The sequence below is a fragment of the Pseudomonas sp. Leaf48 genome, from assembly GCF_001421885.1.
In the GTDB taxonomy this organism is placed as follows: domain Bacteria; phylum Pseudomonadota; class Gammaproteobacteria; order Pseudomonadales; family Pseudomonadaceae; genus Aquipseudomonas.
In genome coordinates, this window is record NZ_LMLH01000012.1 from 127,406 (window position 1) to 145,662 (window position 18,257).

General features: G+C 60.9%; 15 protein-coding genes. 8 read left to right on the forward strand and 7 right to left on the reverse strand.

Annotation, left to right across the window (positions count from 1 at the left end):
- Positions 1–3 precede the first annotated feature (3 nt).
- The 3 genes from ASE98_RS27720 (at position 4) to ASE98_RS27730 (ending at position 5,308) form a co-directional block, all read left to right on the forward strand.
- A complete protein-coding gene (locus tag ASE98_RS27720) occupies positions 4–1,185 on the forward strand; it encodes a VCBS domain-containing protein (protein WP_442962705.1) in 1,182 nt (393 codons plus the stop codon).
- Entirely contained in the window at positions 1,154–1,804 is a 651-nt protein-coding gene (locus ASE98_RS27725; RefSeq protein ID WP_442962703.1) for an Ig-like domain-containing protein, read from the forward strand. The genes ASE98_RS27720 and ASE98_RS27725 overlap by 32 nt, the downstream gene beginning before the upstream one ends.
- 102 nt (positions 1,805–1,906) lie before the next feature.
- Positions 1,907–5,308, forward strand: a complete 3,402-nt coding sequence (locus tag ASE98_RS27730) for a beta strand repeat-containing protein (protein WP_442962704.1) — start codon at positions 1,907–1,909, stop codon at positions 5,306–5,308.
- A 956-nt stretch (positions 5,309–6,264) separates the two neighbouring features.
- Here the strand turns inward: ASE98_RS27730 and ASE98_RS10680 are convergent.
- From ASE98_RS10680 to ASE98_RS10695, 4 genes are all read right to left on the reverse strand, one after another.
- Complete coding sequence (locus ASE98_RS10680; protein WP_060541332.1) at positions 6,265–8,205, reverse strand: EAL domain-containing protein; 1,941 nt, start codon at positions 8,203–8,205, stop codon at positions 6,265–6,267.
- A gap of 22 nt (positions 8,206–8,227) precedes the next feature.
- On the reverse strand, positions 8,228–8,935 hold the full coding sequence (gene lapG / locus ASE98_RS10685; protein WP_060541333.1) for a cysteine protease LapG: 708 nt from the start codon (positions 8,933–8,935) through the stop codon (positions 8,228–8,230).
- A gap of 103 nt (positions 8,936–9,038) precedes the next feature.
- Complete coding sequence (locus ASE98_RS10690) at positions 9,039–9,428, reverse strand: YbaN family protein (RefSeq protein WP_060541334.1); 390 nt, start codon at positions 9,426–9,428, stop codon at positions 9,039–9,041.
- A gap of 10 nt (positions 9,429–9,438) precedes the next feature.
- The gene (locus ASE98_RS10695) at positions 9,439–10,026 is read right to left on the reverse strand and encodes a UPF0149 family protein (protein ID WP_056853071.1); all 588 of its coding nucleotides are present in this window, start codon (positions 10,024–10,026) and stop codon (positions 9,439–9,441) included.
- A 396-nt stretch (positions 10,027–10,422) separates the two neighbouring features.
- Here ASE98_RS10695 and recQ point away from each other — a divergent pair, with 396 nt between their 5' ends.
- The 4 genes from recQ (at position 10,423) to ASE98_RS10720 (ending at position 14,815) form a co-directional block, all read left to right on the forward strand.
- Complete coding sequence (recQ, locus tag ASE98_RS10705; RefSeq protein ID WP_060541336.1) at positions 10,423–12,549, forward strand: DNA helicase RecQ; 2,127 nt, start codon at positions 10,423–10,425, stop codon at positions 12,547–12,549.
- A gap of 120 nt (positions 12,550–12,669) precedes the next feature.
- A complete protein-coding gene (locus ASE98_RS10710) occupies positions 12,670–13,104 on the forward strand; it encodes a MarR family transcriptional regulator (protein ID WP_060541337.1) in 435 nt (144 codons plus the stop codon).
- A 127-nt stretch (positions 13,105–13,231) separates the two neighbouring features.
- Positions 13,232–14,461: a type IV pilus assembly protein FimV gene (locus ASE98_RS10715; protein WP_082457528.1), complete on the forward strand. Its 1,230-nt coding sequence runs from the start codon at positions 13,232–13,234 to the stop codon at positions 14,459–14,461.
- Positions 14,462–14,527: 66 nt separating this feature from the next.
- A complete protein-coding gene (locus ASE98_RS10720; protein WP_060541339.1) occupies positions 14,528–14,815 on the forward strand; it encodes a SelT/SelW/SelH family protein in 288 nt (95 codons plus the stop codon).
- Here the strand turns inward: ASE98_RS10720 and ASE98_RS10725 are convergent.
- Positions 14,809–15,702: a DMT family transporter gene (locus ASE98_RS10725; RefSeq protein WP_060541340.1), complete on the reverse strand. Its 894-nt coding sequence runs from the start codon at positions 15,700–15,702 to the stop codon at positions 14,809–14,811. The two genes, ASE98_RS10720 and ASE98_RS10725, sit on opposite strands and share 7 nt — an antisense overlap.
- Before the next feature lie 71 nt (positions 15,703–15,773).
- Complete coding sequence (locus ASE98_RS10730; RefSeq protein WP_060541341.1) at positions 15,774–16,538, reverse strand: helix-turn-helix transcriptional regulator; 765 nt, start codon at positions 16,536–16,538, stop codon at positions 15,774–15,776.
- Positions 16,539–16,673: 135 nt separating this feature from the next.
- Here ASE98_RS10730 and ASE98_RS10735 point away from each other — a divergent pair, with 135 nt between their 5' ends.
- The gene (locus tag ASE98_RS10735; protein WP_060541342.1) at positions 16,674–17,489 is read left to right on the forward strand and encodes a UDP-2,3-diacylglucosamine diphosphatase; all 816 of its coding nucleotides are present in this window, start codon (positions 16,674–16,676) and stop codon (positions 17,487–17,489) included.
- 164 nt (positions 17,490–17,653) lie between these two features.
- Here the strand turns inward: ASE98_RS10735 and ASE98_RS10740 are convergent, their stop codons facing one another.
- Entirely contained in the window at positions 17,654–18,244 is a 591-nt protein-coding gene (locus tag ASE98_RS10740) for an HD domain-containing protein (protein ID WP_060541343.1), read from the reverse strand.
- Positions 18,245–18,257 lie beyond the last annotated feature (13 nt).

Here is an 18,257-nt window from a genome sequence, read left to right on the forward strand (position 1 = left end):
GACGTGCAGGGCGCTGACCGCGTATCTGTCGGTGAGAACACTGGACCGATTACCCCCGGCACCTTCAACGGCACTTACGGCACCCTGGTGCTCAATGCTAACGGCACTTACACCTACACCCTGAACACCACTGACGCCGACTTCAAAGCACTGCACGGCGGCGGTGACGGCAGCGAGACCTTCCAGTACACCATTACCGACGCAGACGGGGATACCAGCACCGCCAACCTGGTGCTGCAGATCCACAACAACGACGACACCGTGACCATCGGCGGCCTGGACGTTGCCGGTGGCGAACTCACCGTCTTCGAGAAAAACCTTGGTGACGGCAGTGCACCGGATACCAATGCCCTGACCCAGAACGGCACCTTTACCATCACAGCGCTGGACGGTGTGACGACCCTGACGGTGGGCGGTATTGCCGTGGTCACCAATGGCGTGGCGGCGGGCTTCCCGCAGTCGACCACTACGCCTTTGGGCAGCACCCTGACCATCACCGGGTTCAATGCCACTACCGGCGTGGTCAGTTACAGCTACACCCTCACCGATAACGAAGCGCATCCAACGGCCAACGGCGCCAACACCTTGTCCGAGCAATTCGCCGTGACCGTGGTCGATGACAACGGCACCACCGGCAATGCCAGTCTCGACGTCAACGTTGTGGACGACCTGCCGAAGGGCGTAAACGACAGCAACGGCACCGCCTCTGAATCCCTGCTGAGCCTCAGTGGCAATGTGCTGACCAACGACGTACAGGGCGCCGACCGCGTACCGACTGGCGAAAACGCCGGCCCGATCACCCCCGGCACCTTCAACGGCACTTACGGCACCCTGGTACTCAATGCCAACGGCACCTACACCTACACCCTCAACACCACGGACGCCGACTTCAAAGCCCTGCACGGCGGTGGTGACGGCAGCGAGACCTTCCAATACACCATCACCGACGCGGACGGCGACACCAGCACCGCCAACCTGGTGCTGCAGATCCACAACAACGACGATACCGTGACCCTCGACGGCCTGAACGTCTATGGCGGAGAACTGACCGTCTACGAGAAAAACCTCAGCGACGGCAGCAACCCAGCCACCTCGGCGCTGACCCAGAGCGGCACTTTCACCGTGCATCACCGGTTACAACCCGGCCACGGGCGTGATCAGCTACAGCTACACCCTGGTCGATAACGAAACCCACCCGAACGCCAACGGCGCCAACAGCGTCGTCGAGAACTTCAGCGTCGTCGCCACCGACACCGATGGCGACAGTGCGACCGGGCAGATCAACGTCAACATCGTCGACGACCTGCCGAAGGGCGTAAACGACAGCAACGGCACCGCCTCTGAATCCCTGCTGAGCCTTAGTGGCAATGTGCTGACCAACGACGTACAGGGCGCCGACCGCGTACCGACTGGCGAAAACGCCGGCCCGATCACCCCCGGCACCTTCGCCGGTACCTACGGCACCCTGGTGTTGAATGCCAACGGCACCTACACCTACACCCTGAACACCACTGACGCCGACTTCAAAGCCCTGCACGGCGGCGGTGATGGCAGTGAAAGCTTCCAATACACCATCACCGACGCGGACGGCGACACCAGCACCGCCAACTTGGTGCTGCAGATCCACAACAACGACGACACCGTCACTCTCGACGGCCTKAACGTCTATGGCGGAGAACTGACCGTCTACGAGAAAAACCTCAGCGACGGCAGCAACCCAGCCACCTCGGCGCTGACCCAGAGCGGAACGGCGTGGCGGCGGGCTTCCCGCAATCGGCACCTACCCCGTTGGGCAGCACCCTGACCATCACCGGTTACAACCCGGCCACGGGCGTGATCAGCTACAGCTACACCCTGGTCGATAACGAAACCCACCCGAACGCCAACGGCGCCAACAGCGTCGTCGTTGGGCAGCACCCTGACCATCACCGGTTACAACCCGGCCACGGGCGTGATCAGCTACAGCTACACCCTGGTCGATAACGAAACCCACCCGAACGCCAACGGCGCCAACAGCGTCGTAGAGAACTTCAGCGTCGTCGCTACCGACACCGACGGCGACAGTGCAACCGGGCAGATCAACGTCAACATCGTCGACGACTTGCCGCTGGCCAAAGCCGACACGAGCTCGGTAATCGAAGGTAATATCGTCAGCAGCAACGTGTTGCTCAACGACGCCACCGGTGCAGACGGCGCTGCTGCCAGTGGAGCGGTGGTCGGCGTGCGTGCCGGCGCCAACACCTCGACATCAGCCATAGGTGGACTCAACAGCAACATCAACGGTACTTACGGTTACTTGACGCTGGATGCGGCGGGTAACGCGGTCTATCACAGCAACCCGAACTCGGTCGGGGCTGCGGGGGCTACGGATACCTTCACATACACCATTCGTGACGGTGACGGCGACGAAAGCACCACCACCATCACCATCGATGTTGCCAACAGCAATATCAAAGCCGTTGTGGACACTGACGTGACCGTTTACGAAAAAGCCCTGGACCTGAGCAAGGGCGGCCTGGACCTGGCGGCCGGCACAGTCATCGGCAGCGATCCGGGCAACACTGGGGAAACCGCGTCCGGCACGCTGGTTGGCTCGGTCACCGGTGCCAGCGGGGCGATCACCTATACCCTGGTCGGCAGCGCAACCGGCAGTTACGGGCAAATCCTGCTCAACGCCGACGGCAGCTACACCTACACCCTGACCAAACCAGCGAGCACTTCGCCAAACGCCAACGACGGCCCAAATACCCTCAGCGAAAGTTTCACCTACAAAGCCACCGATGCGGCAGGCAACAGCACCACCAGCACCATAGTGGTCAACATCGTCGACGACGTGCCCAAGGCAGTGGCTTCGGATCGTTCGGTGACGGCGGTGGAGATCGACTCCAATCTGCTGATCGTGCTCGATGTCTCCGGCAGTATGGTCGACCCTTCCGGCGTACCGGGCCTGTCGCGGCTGGCCCTGGCCAAGCAGGCGATCAGCGCCTTGCTCGACAAGTACGACGACCTCGGCGATGTGAAAGTGCAGCTCGTCACCTTCAGCAGCAGCGCCACTGACAGGACTTCGGTGTGGACCGATGTGGCAACCGCCAAATCGCTGCTCGCCGGCCTCATAGCGGACGGCGGTACCAACTACGACGCGGCCGTGGCGATGATGAAAACGGCGTTCAACACCTCGGGCAAGCTCACCGGAGCGCAGAACGTCGGCTACTTCTTCTCCGACGGCAAACCCACCAGCGGACAGGAGATTGGCACCACTGACGAGGCCTCGCTCAAAACCTTCCTCGATGCCAACAACATCAAGAACTACGCGATCGGCCTGGGCAGCGGCGTGAGCAACGCCAACCTTGATCCGCTGTCCTATGACGGCATCAGCCACACCAATACCAATGGCGTGGTGGTCACCGACCTCAATCAGCTCAACTCGGTACTGTCCGGTACCGTGGTCGGCGCGCCGGTCACCGGTTCGCTGCTGGGCCAGGGCGGTACATTCGGTGCCGACGGTGGTTTCATCAAGACCATCACGGTGGACGGCACCACGTACACCTATGACCCGCACGGTAACAGCAATCAGGGCTCCCTGAGTTTCAGCGGCGGCGCCAACAACGGCACCTTCATTACCGCAAGCAACTCCCTCAGTATCGCTACCAACAACAGCGGCACCTTGCTGATCAACCTCGACACCGGCGACTACACCTACATCTCGCAGAAAACCACATCGGTAGTGCTCACCGAGAACATCGGTTACACCGTCAGCGACAATGACGGCGATTTCGCCAGCTCGAACCTGACCATCAAAGTGATTCCTAACGCACCACCTGTGGCGATGGACGATAACATCATCACCAACGTGCTGTCGGGCAACATCGTGGTGCCGGGTGAACTGCTGCTGGCCAACGACACCGACGCCAATGGCGACCCGCTCAATGCATCGCCAACCAGCTTCGACACCGGATGGAAAGCCAAAGGCGCGGACTTCACGGGCTCCGGTGCTGTCTCTTTCACTGGCAGCAACGCCAATAACCCGCTCAACCAGAACCTCGCCAATGTGCGCAATTCTTTCAAGGTCAATGGCTCGACCATGACGGCGGTATTGTTGGTCACCGGTTACCTTGGCCAGATCTCCGGCTCTAATGCCAACGATGAAGACCGCATCACCGTCCACCTGAAGAAGGGCGAAACTCTCAACCTGAATCACGACCAGGCGACCGGGCAGATCGGCATGGAGTATTCGATCGACGGCGGGAGCTACATTGGCATCGCCGACGGCCAGACCATTACCGCGGCTGCGGATGGGATCTACCAGATCCATCTCATCAATACGCCCAATGGCTCGAGTGGTAGTGGTGTCAACGATGCCGAAAACTATGTATTGACCATGACAGTCAACTACGCCGGAGCCCAGACCACCCCGGACTATCACGGCACTTACACCGCCAACGACAGCCACGGCGGCAGTGACAGTGCGGCTGTGACCATCAGCTATCAGGAAGGCCAGACGCTCACTGGCACCGGTGGAGATGACGTGCTGGTGGCGGGCACTGGCACCAATATCATCAATGCCGGGGACGGCAACGATGTGCTGACCGGCGGCTCGGGCAACAATGAAATGCACGGCGATGCCGGCAACGACTTGCTCTACAGCGGCCCGGGCAACGACATACTCGACGGCGGAACCGGCAGCGACACTGCCAGCTATGCCCATGCCACCGCCGCCGTGACGGTGAACCTCGGTACGCTTGTTGCGCAAAATACGCTCGGCGCGGGTACAGACATCCTGACGGGTATCGAAAACCTTGCCGGTTCCAACTTCAATGACACCCTGACCGGCAATAACAGTAACAACGTGATTACCGGAGGCCTGGGCAACGATGTGCTCAGTGGCGGCGGTGGCGATGACCTGCTGATTGGTGGTCTGGGCAACAATAGCCTGTCCGGTGGGGCCGGGGCAGATACCTTCCAGTGGCTCAAGGGCAACAGCGGCCATGACGTCATCGCCGACTTCACCCCTGGCACCGATAAGCTCGACCTGTCGCAACTGCTGCAAGGGGAGAACGGCACATCGGCCTCGCTGGATGACTATCTGCACTTCACGGTCACTGGCAGCGGCGCAGCCGTGACCACCAGTATCGATGTCAGCGCCATGGCCGGCGCCGCGTCGAACCAGACCATCGACCTGACCGGCGTCAACCTGGCCAGCTACTACGGCGTGACGCCGGGGGCAGGTGGAGTGGTGGCCGGGGCGGATACCGCGACCATCATCAACGGCATGCTCAATGATCATTCGTTGAAGGTGGATACGGTGTGAATAAGGGGGGCTAAGCGCAAAGAATCGCAGCCTGCCGCAACGTTGCGGCAGGTTGCGATCTCAACTGTGGGACTCAGCCAACCAATCCCTTCCAGTTGTGCCCGGTTCAACTGTGGGAGATTCTATGGTTGAGGGCAATCCCTCAACTGAATGAGTACATATCCGTTGCTGCGGTAACGGCGGCTTATGGTTTCGCCCTTACGGCGAGTCACTTTTAACAAACGCCTTAAAAGTAACCAAAAATGCTTGCCCCAGCGTCCGGCCCCTCGCTTAGGCTCGGTGTTCCTTCGCTCCGGTGTCCATCCGGGGGCATCGCCTCCGGTCGGCTTCGCTTCGACCTCCTCTCGATGTGTTCGACTTCGTCGAACGGCGCTGCGCGCCTACCCCCCGGATGAACACCTCCACTCAGCCTCCCGAAGGGGCCGGTGGATCAAGATCAAAATCTGCAGGCGAGCTAACGCTCGGCCTGTTGAGTGGTGAAGAGCGGCGGCGGGTGTGCGCAACTTTGCTTTTGCTCTTCTGTGAGAACTGGCCTGACAGTGATGGCGGCCTGACAGCCGACCTAAGCTCCAGGTTGCCCCCAATCCCTGTGGGAGCTGGCCTGCCAGCGAAGGCGGCCTACGAGCCGACCAATCTCCTGCTGATGCACACAGTTCAAATTGTAGGAGCCGGCTTGCCTGCGATGGCGGCCTGCCAGCCGACCAATCTCTCTCGGATACACCAGGATCCAATTGTGGGAGCTGGCTTGCTAGCGAAGGCGGCCTGACAGCCAACCCATCTCCTGCTGGTGTACGCAGTTCATCAGTGTGCCGGCTTGCTCGCGAAAGCTGGGGGCAGTCACTGTCGCCGTTGAATATCAAATCGCTTTCGCGGGCCAGCCACGCACACAAGATGGCGTAGATCTGCAGGAGTGTGGCTTGCCTTCGATGAGCGCTGACGCGATTAACCTGCCAGAATCACATCGGCTCCGGCGCCCCGATCAGGCGTCCCATCGCGCCGAATATGCCCAGTTCCCGAATGACCTCCAATTCGCCCTGGGTCTCGACCATCTCCGCAATCAGCGGTAGATCGATACTGTGGGTCGCGCGAAAGATGGCATCGATAAACAATCGCTTGTCCGGTTGCTGGTCAATGCTGCGAACGTAGGCACCATCGATTTTCAGGTAAGCCAGTCCCAGTTGGGTGATGTTGCCGATCTGGCTGAAACGCCCACCGAAGTGTTGCAGACCAATGCTGTAACCCGTGTCGAGCACGCTATGGGTCAGACGTTGCAGCTCTTGTGGGGACGGCAGTTGGCGCTCGTCGATTTCCAGCGTCAGCAACGGCGCCAGTTCCGGAAGCGATTGCAGCAGGTCGACGATTTGCCGTACTTGCGCCTGATCGCGCAGCGTGCTGCCGGACAGACTCAAAGCCAGCGGCCAGCGGTTGATCACCAGGTAATCGAGTGTCGCCTCGAGCATCGCCAGATCGAAACGCGCTGACCAGCCGAGGCGCTCGATCCAGGGCAGGAAATGTCCGGCTGCAATCGCCTCGCCCTCGGGATCGAGCAGGCGCGCGAGTACTTTGTGATGCAGTACCTGGCGGGTATCCGAACATTGCACCACCGGTTGGAAATACAGCTGCAGTTTGCCTTGGGTCAGCGCGTCATCGATCCAGGTCCGCCATTCGTGCTGTGAATGGTTGACCATACTGTCGCTGCGGCTCAGTTGAACCCAGGGCCGCTCGGGATGCTGCGCGGCCTCGGTCAGCGACTGGTCGAGGCGCAGCAGTACATCGCTGGCAGCTTCACCTGGATGGTAGGCAACGATGCCCAGATGGGCGACCGGCATGCAGTCGCTGGCACCGCTCAGGCGCATGTTTTCCAGGGTGACGCTGATCTCGGCCACCAGGCGAGCGGCGCCCGGGATGTCCAGGCCCGGCGCCAGCAGGCTGAACTCACCCCCCCGGTTTCGCGCCGCCAGCCAGGTGCGGCGCTCAGGCAACTGGGTCAGACGCTTGAGCAACTCTGCGACTGCGCCGATCAACTCGTCGGTGCCTTGGCCACCCAGACGCTGGTTCAGGCCGGCCAGATCGTTGATCCGCAGCATCAGCAAATGACCGTCGCGGCTCTGTTCGCATACCTGCAATTGGTCGGCAAGTTGCTCATCCAACAAGCGCCGGTTAGCCAGTTGGGTCAGGCTGTCCAGGTAGGATTCGGCGCGCAGTTGTTCACTGCGAACGGCCTCTTCGGCAAACAGCCCCTTGAGCTTTTCCACCATCTGATTCATGGCCAGCACCACCCGTTTCAACTCCGGAGTGCGCGGCAGCTTGGACTGGCTGAGGAACTCGCGTTTGCTGATGGCTTCGGCCTGACGGACCATTTTGTCGAGCGGGCGAAATTGTCGGCGCAACATCCAGCCGCCAATTACCGCGCTGAGCAGACCGCACAACAGCAACCAGATCAGGCTGCCGACGGTGCTGTCCCAGAGTTTGTCCAGGGCAAATTGAGGATTGCTCACCACCTCGATGCGTGCAGCCTGTTGCCAGCCGCGCATGATCAGGGCATCACCACCTTCGGGGCGCAGCTTGACCAGGCGGATAAACCAGCGCGGCACATGGGCCGATTTCGCCGGTGCACTGCGCTCCAGCAGCGTTTGCTCATTCGCGATGTCGATGATGCGGATGCTGCTGAAGTAGCCACTGTCGAAGACCGCGCTGACCATCGATTCCATCCTGGCCGGATCATCGGGCTGCGCGGACAATGACAGGCCCAGCGCGGTAGCGGCATCCTGGGCGTGGGCACGCAATTGGCTGAGCGTCTGCTCGCGAGAGCTTTCCAGGCTGACAAAAAAGCTGCCGCTGAAGGCCACCAGCAAAAACAGGCAGATGGCCAGAAACAGTTGATTGCGCAAAGTCATGAAACGCTCCTTGCAGGTGCGACTAACCGTCGCCTACATCGAACCCTTCGGCTTGCATTTTTTTCAGCACGTCCTGCCAGCGCGACAGTTTTTTCGAGTCGCTGCTGCGTTGACCGCCGTTCTTGCCTGGCAGGTACAAGCCTTCGGCGTTGAAGGCATATACCGGCAGCAGGTCTTTACGTTGGGAGGCGGGGCGGATGTCGCCGATCAGGTTATCCAGAACCAGAGGGTCGGCCGTGGGGCTGCTGTAGAAGGTCAGCACCATGTGCGCCTGGTTCTGAGCCAGCGCCTTGACGTAGGTGATACGCAGTTTTTCACTGGGGATACCGAGCTGGCGCAGGCTGAAGTATTTCGCCAGCGCATAATCCTCGCAGTCGGCGGCACCCCGGACCAGGGCTTCCACGGGGGTGGCCCAGTAGTCGGTCTGGCGCCAGATGCGAGTATCGTCCTGAAAATTCAGTTGCTGATTGAAGAAGCGATTGACCGCATTGAGTTGTTCGCGCTCATCCGCGCTGCGCTCTTCATTGAGCATATGACTCCAGGCTTCGATCCGCGCGCGCGCCGGACCCAGGGAGCCGTAGCGTTTTTCGGCCGATAGCAGAATCTGCGCAAAGTCCCAGTCGGCCCGGACAGTGCCAAGCCCGAACAACAGCAATCCCGCCAGCAACAGCCATCCGCCGAGCCGAAGTCGGGGCGTTGACCTTCCTGGACTACGCGGACTGCGGAACATGCCTGGCTGCTCGAGTGCGGATTGGTGAAGTCTAGGTGGTGTTTGAAGCGGGGCAGGGCAGATCGTCGGCAACAAGGCAAAAGATCGCCTCCAGCGGAAGCTCCTAACGCAGGGTTTTCTGCCGCAGGATGTAGAGGGTTACCAGCACCGCACTGGTCAGCATGAAGCGCCGTGCCCATGGCAACGGCACCAGATAGCAGGAAAACAGAATGCTCAGCCACATCAGGCCAATGGCGTAGACCTTGCCTTTGAGCGGAATGCCATGGCCATCGAGATAGTCGCGTATCCACGGGCCAAGTCGTGGATGACCCACCAGCCATTGATAGAAACGTGGCGAACTGCGGGCGAAACAAGCGGCCGCCAGCAGCAGGAAGGGGGTGGTGGGCAGCACCGGCAGGAAAATTCCGATCACCCCCAATGCCACGCTCAGCCAGCCGATGGCCAGCAGCACGTAGCGCAACATCAGGGAGCGGTTGCCTATGGGGTTGTCCATAGGCAGAACCTTAGTGGTGACGTGGCTTGAGGATCGCCGGTTTTTCGTCTGGCGCATTGCACAGCAGGTACAGCGCGGTCAGGGCTTCCGGGATCTGCACGATCATGTCGTCCATCAGATTGGCGTCTGCGGCGATGTCGGAGAACTCTGGCTGCTCGTCGAACAGACCCGAGCCGACCATGATCGGCAGCAGCATTTCGCTGACTTCGTCTTCGGCGGTTTCGAACCAGGCTTCTTCGCGCAGGAACACGCCTTCCATGAAACCGATGCACCAGCCGCGCAATTCCGAATCATCCGGGTCTTCGCCCAGGTCCAGGTCGCACGGCAGCTCGAACTCTTCATCGGAGGCCAGTTGGCGGGCGATGTGAGCCTTGAGGCCGATCAGCGTGGCTTCGATTTCTTCGCGCTGGGCTTCGCTGCTGTAGTGCGGCTCTTCGGCGAAGAGCGCATCGATCCATTCACGGTCCGGAACGACTTCGGAACAGATCGACAGGGCGGTGAGGTAACCGTGGGCGGCCACGTAGTCCAGCGCCTCGTCATGCAGTTCGTCGGCGTCGAGGAAGACTTGCAGGCGGGTTAGTTGCTCAGCGAAGGACATTAAAGGACTACCTTGGGGAATGTTCGATGCGGGAATTCTAGGCCTTCTTGAGCGCTCAGGCCAGCCGCGCGGCATATTTGCAGCGTATTCCCTGTAGCAGCGAGCCTGCTCGCGAAAAACGTCCTGACACCGCGGGCCTTCAGACAGCCCGCGTCATCGTTGCCGTCCATCGCGAGCAGGCTCGTTCCCACAGTTTTGGTGTTCCATGGGCTGTGTCTTATCAGCGGTGCCCTGCGCAAGGGAGGCCTCGGGTATACTCGCGCGTTTTGTGATGCCCTGCTGGCTTCACGGCTGAAATGTGAAGCGTCATGCAATGTGCACTTACGATTTGTCGGTGCAGTGTTGCGGGTTCTGAACCAGCCTTGCAGGGATGTTTCGGTGATTTTTGGAGTTTTTATGCTCGAACAGGCTCAACGCGTCCTCAAGGACATCTTCGGCTACGACAGTTTCCGTGGCCGTCAGGGTGCAATCATTGAGCGCGTGGCCAGTGGCGGCGATGCCCTGGTCCTGATGCCTACCGGCGGCGGCAAGTCCCTGTGCTTCCAGGTCCCGGCGCTGCTGCGCGATGGCCTGGCGGTGGTGGTGTCGCCGTTGATCGCGTTGATGGACGACCAGGTCGCCACCCTCGAAGAGCTGGGGGTGGCTGCCGCTGCGTTGAACTCCACCCTCAGCGCCGAGCAGCAGCGTGACCTTGCGGCCCGCATCAAGCGCGGCGAAGTCAAAATGCTTTACCTCGCCCCCGAGCGCCTGGTTCAGCCGCGCATGCTGGCCTTCCTGCAGGGGCTGAATATTGCCTTGTTCGCCATCGACGAAGCGCACTGCGTGTCGCAATGGGGGCATGATTTCCGCCCGGAATACCTGCAGTTGGGCCAGTTGGCGGAAATGTTCCCCGACGTGCCGCGCATCGCCCTGACCGCCACCGCCGACAAGCGCACCCGCGAGGAAATCGTCACCCGTCTGCACCTGCAGGATGCCGAGCGTTTCCTGTCGAGCTTTGACCGGCCGAACATCTTTTATCGCATCGTGCCCAAGGAACAGCCACGCAAGCAGTTGCTGGCTTTCCTCGCCGAACGGCGCAGCGATGCCGGCATTGTTTATTGCCTGTCGCGCAAAAAAGTCGAGGAGGTCGCAGCATTCCTCAGCGAGCAGGGTTTCCCGGCGCTGCCGTACCACGCCGGGCTGCCTAATGATCTGCGTGCCTACCACCAGAAGCGCTTCCTCAACGAGGAAGGCCTGATCATGGTCGCCACCGTGGCGTTCGGCATGGGCATCGACAAGCCCAACGTACGCTTCGTCGCCCACCTCGACCTGCCCAAATCCCTGGAAGCCTATTACCAGGAAACCGGGCGTGGTGGCCGTGACGGCCTGCCGGCGGATGCCTGGATGGCCTATGGCCTTCAGGACGTGGTGATGCTCAAGCAAATGTTGCAGAACTCCGAAGGCGATGAGCGCCACAAACGTCTGGAGCAGCACAAGCTCGATGCCATGCTCTCGCTGTGCGAAGAGACACGCTGCCGCCGTCAGACCCTGCTGGCCTATTTCGACGAAGACATGCCCGAGCCCTGCGGCCACTGCGACAACTGCGTCGATGGCGTGCAGACCTGGGACGCCACCGAGCCTGCGCGCCAGGCGCTTTCGGCGATCTACCGCACCGGCCAGCGCTATGGCGTCGGCCATCTGGTGGATGTATTGCTGGGCAAGGACAACGAGAAGGTGCGCGGCATCGGCCATCAGCACCTGTCGGTCTTTGGTGTTGGCAAGGCCATGGCCGAGGGCGAATGGCGCTCATTGTTCCGCCAGTTGGTGGCGCGTGGCCTGGCCGACATCGATCTGGAAGGCTACGGCGGCTTGCGCTTGAGCGACAGCTGCCGGCCGCTGCTCAAAGGCGAAGTGACCCTGGAACTGCGACGCGACCTCAAGGCGCAGACCTCGGTGAAAAGCAGCAAGAGCCAGGCCAGCCAACTGGTCCGTGGCGAAGAGCGCGAACAGTGGGAAGCCTTGCGCGCCCTGCGGCGCAAACTCGCCGAGGAACATGGCGTGCCGCCGTACGTCATTTTTCCCGACTCGACCCTGCTTGAAATGTTGCGCAGCCAGCCGACCTCGCTGGCGGAAATGGCCCGGGTCAGTGGCGTCGGCGCACGCAAGCTGGAACGTTATGGCCAGGCCTTCCTCGAAGTCCTCGGTGGTCAGGTCGAAGCGCCGAAAGTGGTGGCCGATGTGCGCCACGAGATGATCACCCTGGCTCGGGCCGGCATGACTCCGCTGCAGATCGCCGGGCAGTTGCAATGCTCGGAAAAGAACGTCTACACCATGCTTGCGGAGGCGATCGGCAAGCAGCAATTGTCGCTCGAACAGGCCCTGGATCTGCCCGAAGACTTGCTGGGCGAAGTCCAGGACGCCTTCCTCGACGGCGAAGGCGAATTGCCTCCGGTTTCCGAGATCGCCGCGCAGTTCGCGGGCCGGGTGCCGGAAGGGGTTTTGTATTGCGTGCGGGCTGCCTTGCAGTCGGAGTTCGAGATTTGAGAAAACTGTGCTGATGATGTAACGATTCAGTACAGATCAAGCCTTGCCTACAGCCAAGGCTCATGCTTAGCTGACTAATAATTAGTATTTCTCTATTTTCAGTCTAACCATGAGTGTTTTATGCCGTTAACCGATCAACACCGCTTTGGCATGCAACTGGCCCAGATGTCGCGCGGCTGGCGTGCCGAACTGGACCGTCGTCTGGCCGGCCTCGGGCTGTCCCAGGCGCGCTGGCTGGTGCTGTTGCACCTGGCGCGCTTCGACGAAGCACCGACCCAACGCGAGCTGGCACAAAGCGTGGGCGTCGAAGGGCCGACCCTGGCTCGTTTGCTCGATAGCCTTGAAGGCCAGGGCCTGGTGCAACGCCAATCGGTGCTGGAAGATCGCCGGGCGAAGAAAATCGTCCTCTGTGCTCCGGCGCGCCCTCTGATCGAACAAATTGAAACCATTGCCACGCAGTTGCGCCTCGAACTGTTCGCCGGCGTCGACGAGGCGGATCTGGCGGTCTGCATGCGAGTTCACGGGCACATCCTTGGCAACCTTGAAAAACCTTGAGGCATAACCGACCGCCAGGCTTTTGAGAAGGTCTGTTGGGCGGACTATAAGAACTACTCGGCAAAAACGTGTTCGTACCGGATGCACAAACACGTGCCGGTTGGTTCTGGTTCTCCAAGGGATGCTCATGCTCAAGAGTTGGCAGTTGGTATTGCGCAGTTGTGCGCGGTTTTTTCTGGCTGGAGGCGTTGTCACTTATTCGGCGTTGGCGCCCGCGCTGGGCCTGGGTGAGATCACCCTGCATTCGGCGCTGAACCAGCCATTTCGCGCTGATATTGCCCTGGTGGATGCCGCCGGCCTTGAGCAGAGTGAGCTGACGGTCAGTCTCGCGTCCGCAGAGGAGTTCAGCCGCGCGGGCGTCGAGCGGGCGGCCTTCCTCAGCAGCCTGAAGTTCACCCCGATCCTGAGGGGCAATCGCCGCCTGATCCAGGTGACATCGAGCAAACCGGTCAATGAACCTTTCCTGAATTTCCTTGTGCAGCTCAACCAACCTAACGGGCGGTTGCTGCGTGAATACACGGTCCTGATTGATCCGCCGGGCTCTGCGGACATTGTTCCGGTCGATGATGAACCGGTTACCCCGTCGTCCGCCTTCCCGAGCGTGCAGCCTGCCGTTGTCCCGCCGGCGACGACAAAGACTGCGACCACGAGTGCGGGCCCCGTTCCATCGACGCAAGCCTCCATGGCCGACTCCTCTGCCGGACAACTGGCCGAAATTGATCTGCACAACCGGCAGCTGCAAGCCTCCATCGATAAGCTCAATGCCAGGCTTGAGGGGCAGGACGAGCAAATCGTCGAGCAGAAAAAGCAGCTGGCCGAACTGCACACCCAATGGCTGGAACTCAGGGAGGCGGCGGGAGCCGCTCCTGTCATCGCTCAACCCCCCTCGACGGACTGGCGGCTGGTGGTCGGCATGCCGGCAATTGTGGCGTTGCTGATGCTGGCCTGGTTGATTCGTCGTCAGCGCCAACGAACTCACCCTGAACCAGCGGCACCATTGCCATGGGGGGATGCTTCAAACCATGCAGACCATCACCAGGGTTTTACCGAAACGGCGTTCAACGAGCAGAGCCTGCAGGACATTCGCAGCAGCATTGCGAAGCAGGGCCTTTGCAGCCCGGTGGTTACGACGGTGGTCGCTGCGACCCCGGTGGCAATACCCGATACGTGCCCGGACGAAGAATATCAATTGAACCTGGATGACCTGTCCATGCATACCAGTCAGAGCCCTGAATCTGCCCAGCAGTCACCCAAGGTTGGCCGAGTCGACATTGCCGGCCTGTCGCTGAGCCTTGAACCTTTAAGCCTGGACTCACTGAACCTTGAACCGGGCGCAGCAGGCGATGCCCGCAGGTGAACCGCTCAAGCGCTGCTGGCCGGGCTATCATGGTCGCGCCCTGGGATTCTGGAATCTGACCTCATCATGACTGCAAGCAAACCGGAAATCGTCATCACCTATTGCTCGCAATGCCAATGGTTATTGCGCGCGGCCTGGCTGGCCCAGGAACTGCTCAGTACCTTCACTGACGATCTGGGTAAAGTCTCCCTTGTGCCGGGCACTGGCGGGGTTTTTCATGTTTTCTGTGACGGTGTGCAGATCTGGGAGCGCAAGGCCGACGGCGGTTTTCCTGAAGCCAAGGTGCTCAAGCAGCGGGTCCGCGATCAAATCGATCCGGACCGCGACCTGGGGCACAACGACCGTACTCAGTGAGAAGCTGCTTCCGCGGCAACGGCCTTTTTGCTGGAGCTGCCGGCGAGCCTGCTGGAGACCACGATCGCCACAATGATCAATGCACCGCCGATCAACATGCGTACGGTCGGGTTTTCATCGAACAGCAGCCAAGCCACGGTGATGCCGTAAACCGGCTCCAGGGCAAACACCACGGCGGCGGTGCGCGCCTTGATCACGGCGAGGCTGGCGACGAATAAACTATGGGCAACCCCGGTGCAGAACACGCCGAGCAGGCCGATCCACAGCCAGTCGAGGGCGCGCACTTCGCTCAATTGTGGGGCCGCGACCGGCAGCAGGCACAGGGCGACTACCACGTTCTGGCACAGGGCTGCCTGCACCGGTGGGATTCTCCCGGAGCTGGCGCGGTTGGTCAGCGACAGCAAGGCGAACAGCAGGCCGGAGGCTATCGCCCATAGCAGGCCGGTGGTGGCACCGCTGGCCAGGTCAAAGTCAGGTGTGACCAGCACCAGCCCGACGCTCACCAGTACTACCAGCAGTATTTCGTTGGCGCGAATCCGCTCGCGGAAGATCAAGCCTTCGAGGATCACCGTGAACGCCGGGAAGCTGGCAAAGCCCAGGGTCGCAATCGCCACGCCCGCAACCTTCACGGCTATGAAGAAACTCACCCAGTGCCCAGCCAGCAACAAACCGCTGAGCAACAGGCGGCGCCTGTCCACCGCGGCAAGGGGCTGCCAGCGAGTCTGGCTGGCGAACCGGGCGAAAAACGCCAGCGCCAGCACCGCGAAGGCGGCACGGCCGAAAACGATGATCGCCGGCGAAGCGGCGGCGAGCTTGCCGAACACTCCGGTCAGGCCGAACATGAGTGCGCCGATGTGCAGGGCGCCGAGGGCGGTACGGGGAGTCATTGCATTCCTTGATGACAAACGAACAGATGCATCATTGAAGCGCGTAACCAATCACCAAGTCTGTCGGCAAACTAGCGTTTTTTGTCGCCAGCCTCGCGTCGCAGTTTGCCCGGCGATGCCCCGAATTCGCGAAGCACAGCCGCTGCAAAGGCACTTTGCGAGCTGTATCCGACGCGAACGGCGATCTCGCCGATGGGCAGCGCTGAGTCACGCAACATTTCCACGGCCCGGTGCAGGCGCCGACTGCGGATGTAATCCATCGGTGTCTGCCCGCATTCGGCCATGTATCGTGCATGCAGACGAGCGCTGGAGAGGCCTGCGACACGGGCCAGGTCAGCCACTTGCAATGGATACGCCGCGTACTGGTCGATGTGCGCATTCAATGCCGCATAGGGCAAGCGTCGACCGCCGATGGCGTCGGGCCTGGCATGGTTGAGGCTGGCCAGCAGCAGCACCGCACCTTGTTGCGCAATCAGCGGATCATCGACCGGGCTGCTCGCCAGCCAATTGACCAATTGATTTTGCCCGGCATCCAGGGCCAGCCGGCCGGCGGTGTCGAGCAAGCGGCGGCTCGATTCAGCGTGATCGCCCAATGACTCGGCAACCCATTGATCATCGGGCACATCCAGCACCAGGCAACGGCTGCCATTGGCGCTGCCGCACGCATGGTGAGCACCGGACGGCACCACCAAAAAACTCTGCTGGACCACCTGACTGCCCCGGCCGTCGACCTCGAAATCCAGCGCACCCGACAACCCGAACACCAATTGCGCGTGGTCGTGGCTGTGGACGATCAGGTCCTGGCTGTATTGGCGTAGCGTGAGGATCGGTCTCATCGAAGCTCTCCCGGATCAGGTTGCCAGTCTACACCGGGCTCGGCCGAAATCGCTGTCACAAGACTGACTTGACGCTGTCATGGCGCATTAACCGGGTCGCAGCAAAATTGGCGAAACTTGCCCAGAGGGTTGCCCATGACCAGCGCCGAGCTCGCCAAACCCACCCGTAAGCAACGAGTGCGGACTTTATGGATTTCCGACGTGCACCTGGGCACCCGGGATTGTCAGGCGGAACACCTGTCGCAGTTTCTCAAGGGTTATCACGCCGACAGGATCTATCTGGTCGGCGACATCATCGACGGCTGGAAACTGCGCGGCGGCATGTACTGGCCCCAGGCTCACACCAACGTGATCCGCCGCCTGTTGACCATGAGCAAGCGCGGCACCGAGGTGATCTACGTCACCGGCAACCACGACGAATTCCTGCGCCGTTATTCGAAGCTGATTCTGGGCAATATCCAGTTGGTGGACGAAGCTGTGCACGTCACCGCCGATGGTCGTCATCTCCTGGTCATCCACGGCGACCAGTTTGATGTAATCACCCGCTACCATCGCTGGCTGGCCTTTCTCGGCGACTCAGCCTACGAATTCACCCTGACCCTCAATCGCTGGCTGAACCATTGGCGCGCCCGGTATGGCTACGGCTACTGGTCGCTGTCGGCGTACCTCAAGCACAAGGTGAAAACGGCGGTGAGCTTTATCAGCGACTTCGAGGAAGCCATCGCCCACGAATGCGTCAAGCGCGAACTGCACGGGGTAGTGTGCGGGCATATTCACCATGCCGAGATCCGCAAGGTCGGCGAGGTGGACTACCTCAACTGCGGGGATTGGGTGGAGTCCTGCACGGCGTTGATCGAGCACTGGGATGGCTCGATCGAGTTGTATCGGTTGGCGGATGCCCAGGCGCGGGAGGTGCAGTTGAAAACAGGGAACGTTGCAGAACCGGCTTGAGGGGGGTGTGTTTCGGCGGGCCTCTTCGCGAGCAAGCCCGCTCCCACAGGGTTGCGTGTTGAACTCGAAATCTGCATACGACACAAATCACTGTGGGAGCGGGCTTGCCCGCGAAGACGGCAGCACAGTCGACATCGCAAAACCTGTCGGACCGTTTGAACGAGTCACGCGGGCGTGTGTTCTTCCATCGCCGCCTTGTAGATCGAATTCTTCGGCTGCGCAAACACGCGTTCCATCATCGGCTCGAAGAAACTCAACGCCAGTGTGTCGTACGCCGGATCAAACGCCGCCGCATCGTACTTCGCACAAAACTCGACGGTCGCCTGATACTGCGGGTGATCCTTGAATTGCTCACGCAGATGCCGGTCCATGCCCAGGTGATGAAAGAAGTAGTAACCCTGGAAAATCCCGTGTTTCTCCACCATCCATAGGTTCTCGGCACTGACGAACGGCTTGAGGATCGCCGCCGCAATGTCCGGATGGTTGTAGGAACCCAGGGTATCGCCAATGTCGTGGAGCAGGGCGCAGACCACGTATTCCTCGTCGCGGCCATCGCGCCAGGCACGGGTGGCTGTTTGCAGGGAGTGGGTCAGACGATCGACCGGGAAACCGCCAAAATCACCCTCCAGCAGCTTCAGGTGCGCGACAATCCGCGTCGGCAATTGTCGGGCGTAGGCACTGAAGTCTGCGGCGATGATCGCCCAGTCTTCCTGCGTGCCATCCTTCATGTGGGTGAAACCGGCGGTGGCATTCATCGGCAGTTCTCTT

Bases quoted from the DNA above. Each gene is read 5' to 3' on its own strand.
- lapG (WP_060541333.1), bottom strand. From the start codon at position 8,935: ATGTTCCGCAGTCCGCGTAGTCCAGGAAGGTCAACGCCCCGACTTCGG.
- ASE98_RS10680 (WP_060541332.1), bottom strand. From the start codon at position 8,205: ATGACTTTGCGCAATCAACTGTTTCTGGCCATCTGCCTGTTTTTGCTG.
- ASE98_RS10735 (WP_060541342.1), top strand. From the start codon at position 16,674: ATGACCAGCGCCGAGCTCGCCAAACCCACCCGTAAGCAACGAGTGCGG.
- ASE98_RS10720 (WP_060541339.1), top strand. From the start codon at position 14,528: ATGACTGCAAGCAAACCGGAAATCGTCATCACCTATTGCTCGCAATGC.
- ASE98_RS10695 (WP_056853071.1), bottom strand. From the start codon at position 10,026: ATGTCCTTCGCTGAGCAACTAACCCGCCTGCAAGTCTTCCTCGACGCC.
- ASE98_RS10690 (WP_060541334.1), bottom strand. From the start codon at position 9,428: ATGGACAACCCCATAGGCAACCGCTCCCTGATGTTGCGCTACGTGCTG.
- ASE98_RS10730 (WP_060541341.1), bottom strand. From the start codon at position 16,538: ATGAGACCGATCCTCACGCTACGCCAATACAGCCAGGACCTGATCGTC.
- ASE98_RS10710 (WP_060541337.1), top strand. From the start codon at position 12,670: ATGCCGTTAACCGATCAACACCGCTTTGGCATGCAACTGGCCCAGATG.
- recQ (WP_060541336.1), top strand. From the start codon at position 10,423: ATGCTCGAACAGGCTCAACGCGTCCTCAAGGACATCTTCGGCTACGAC.
- ASE98_RS10740 (WP_060541343.1), bottom strand. From the start codon at position 18,244: ATGAATGCCACCGCCGGTTTCACCCACATGAAGGATGGCACGCAGGAA.
- ASE98_RS10715 (WP_082457528.1), top strand. From the start codon at position 13,232: ATGCTCAAGAGTTGGCAGTTGGTATTGCGCAGTTGTGCGCGGTTTTTT.
- ASE98_RS10725 (WP_060541340.1), bottom strand. From the start codon at position 15,702: ATGACTCCCCGTACCGCCCTCGGCGCCCTGCACATCGGCGCACTCATG.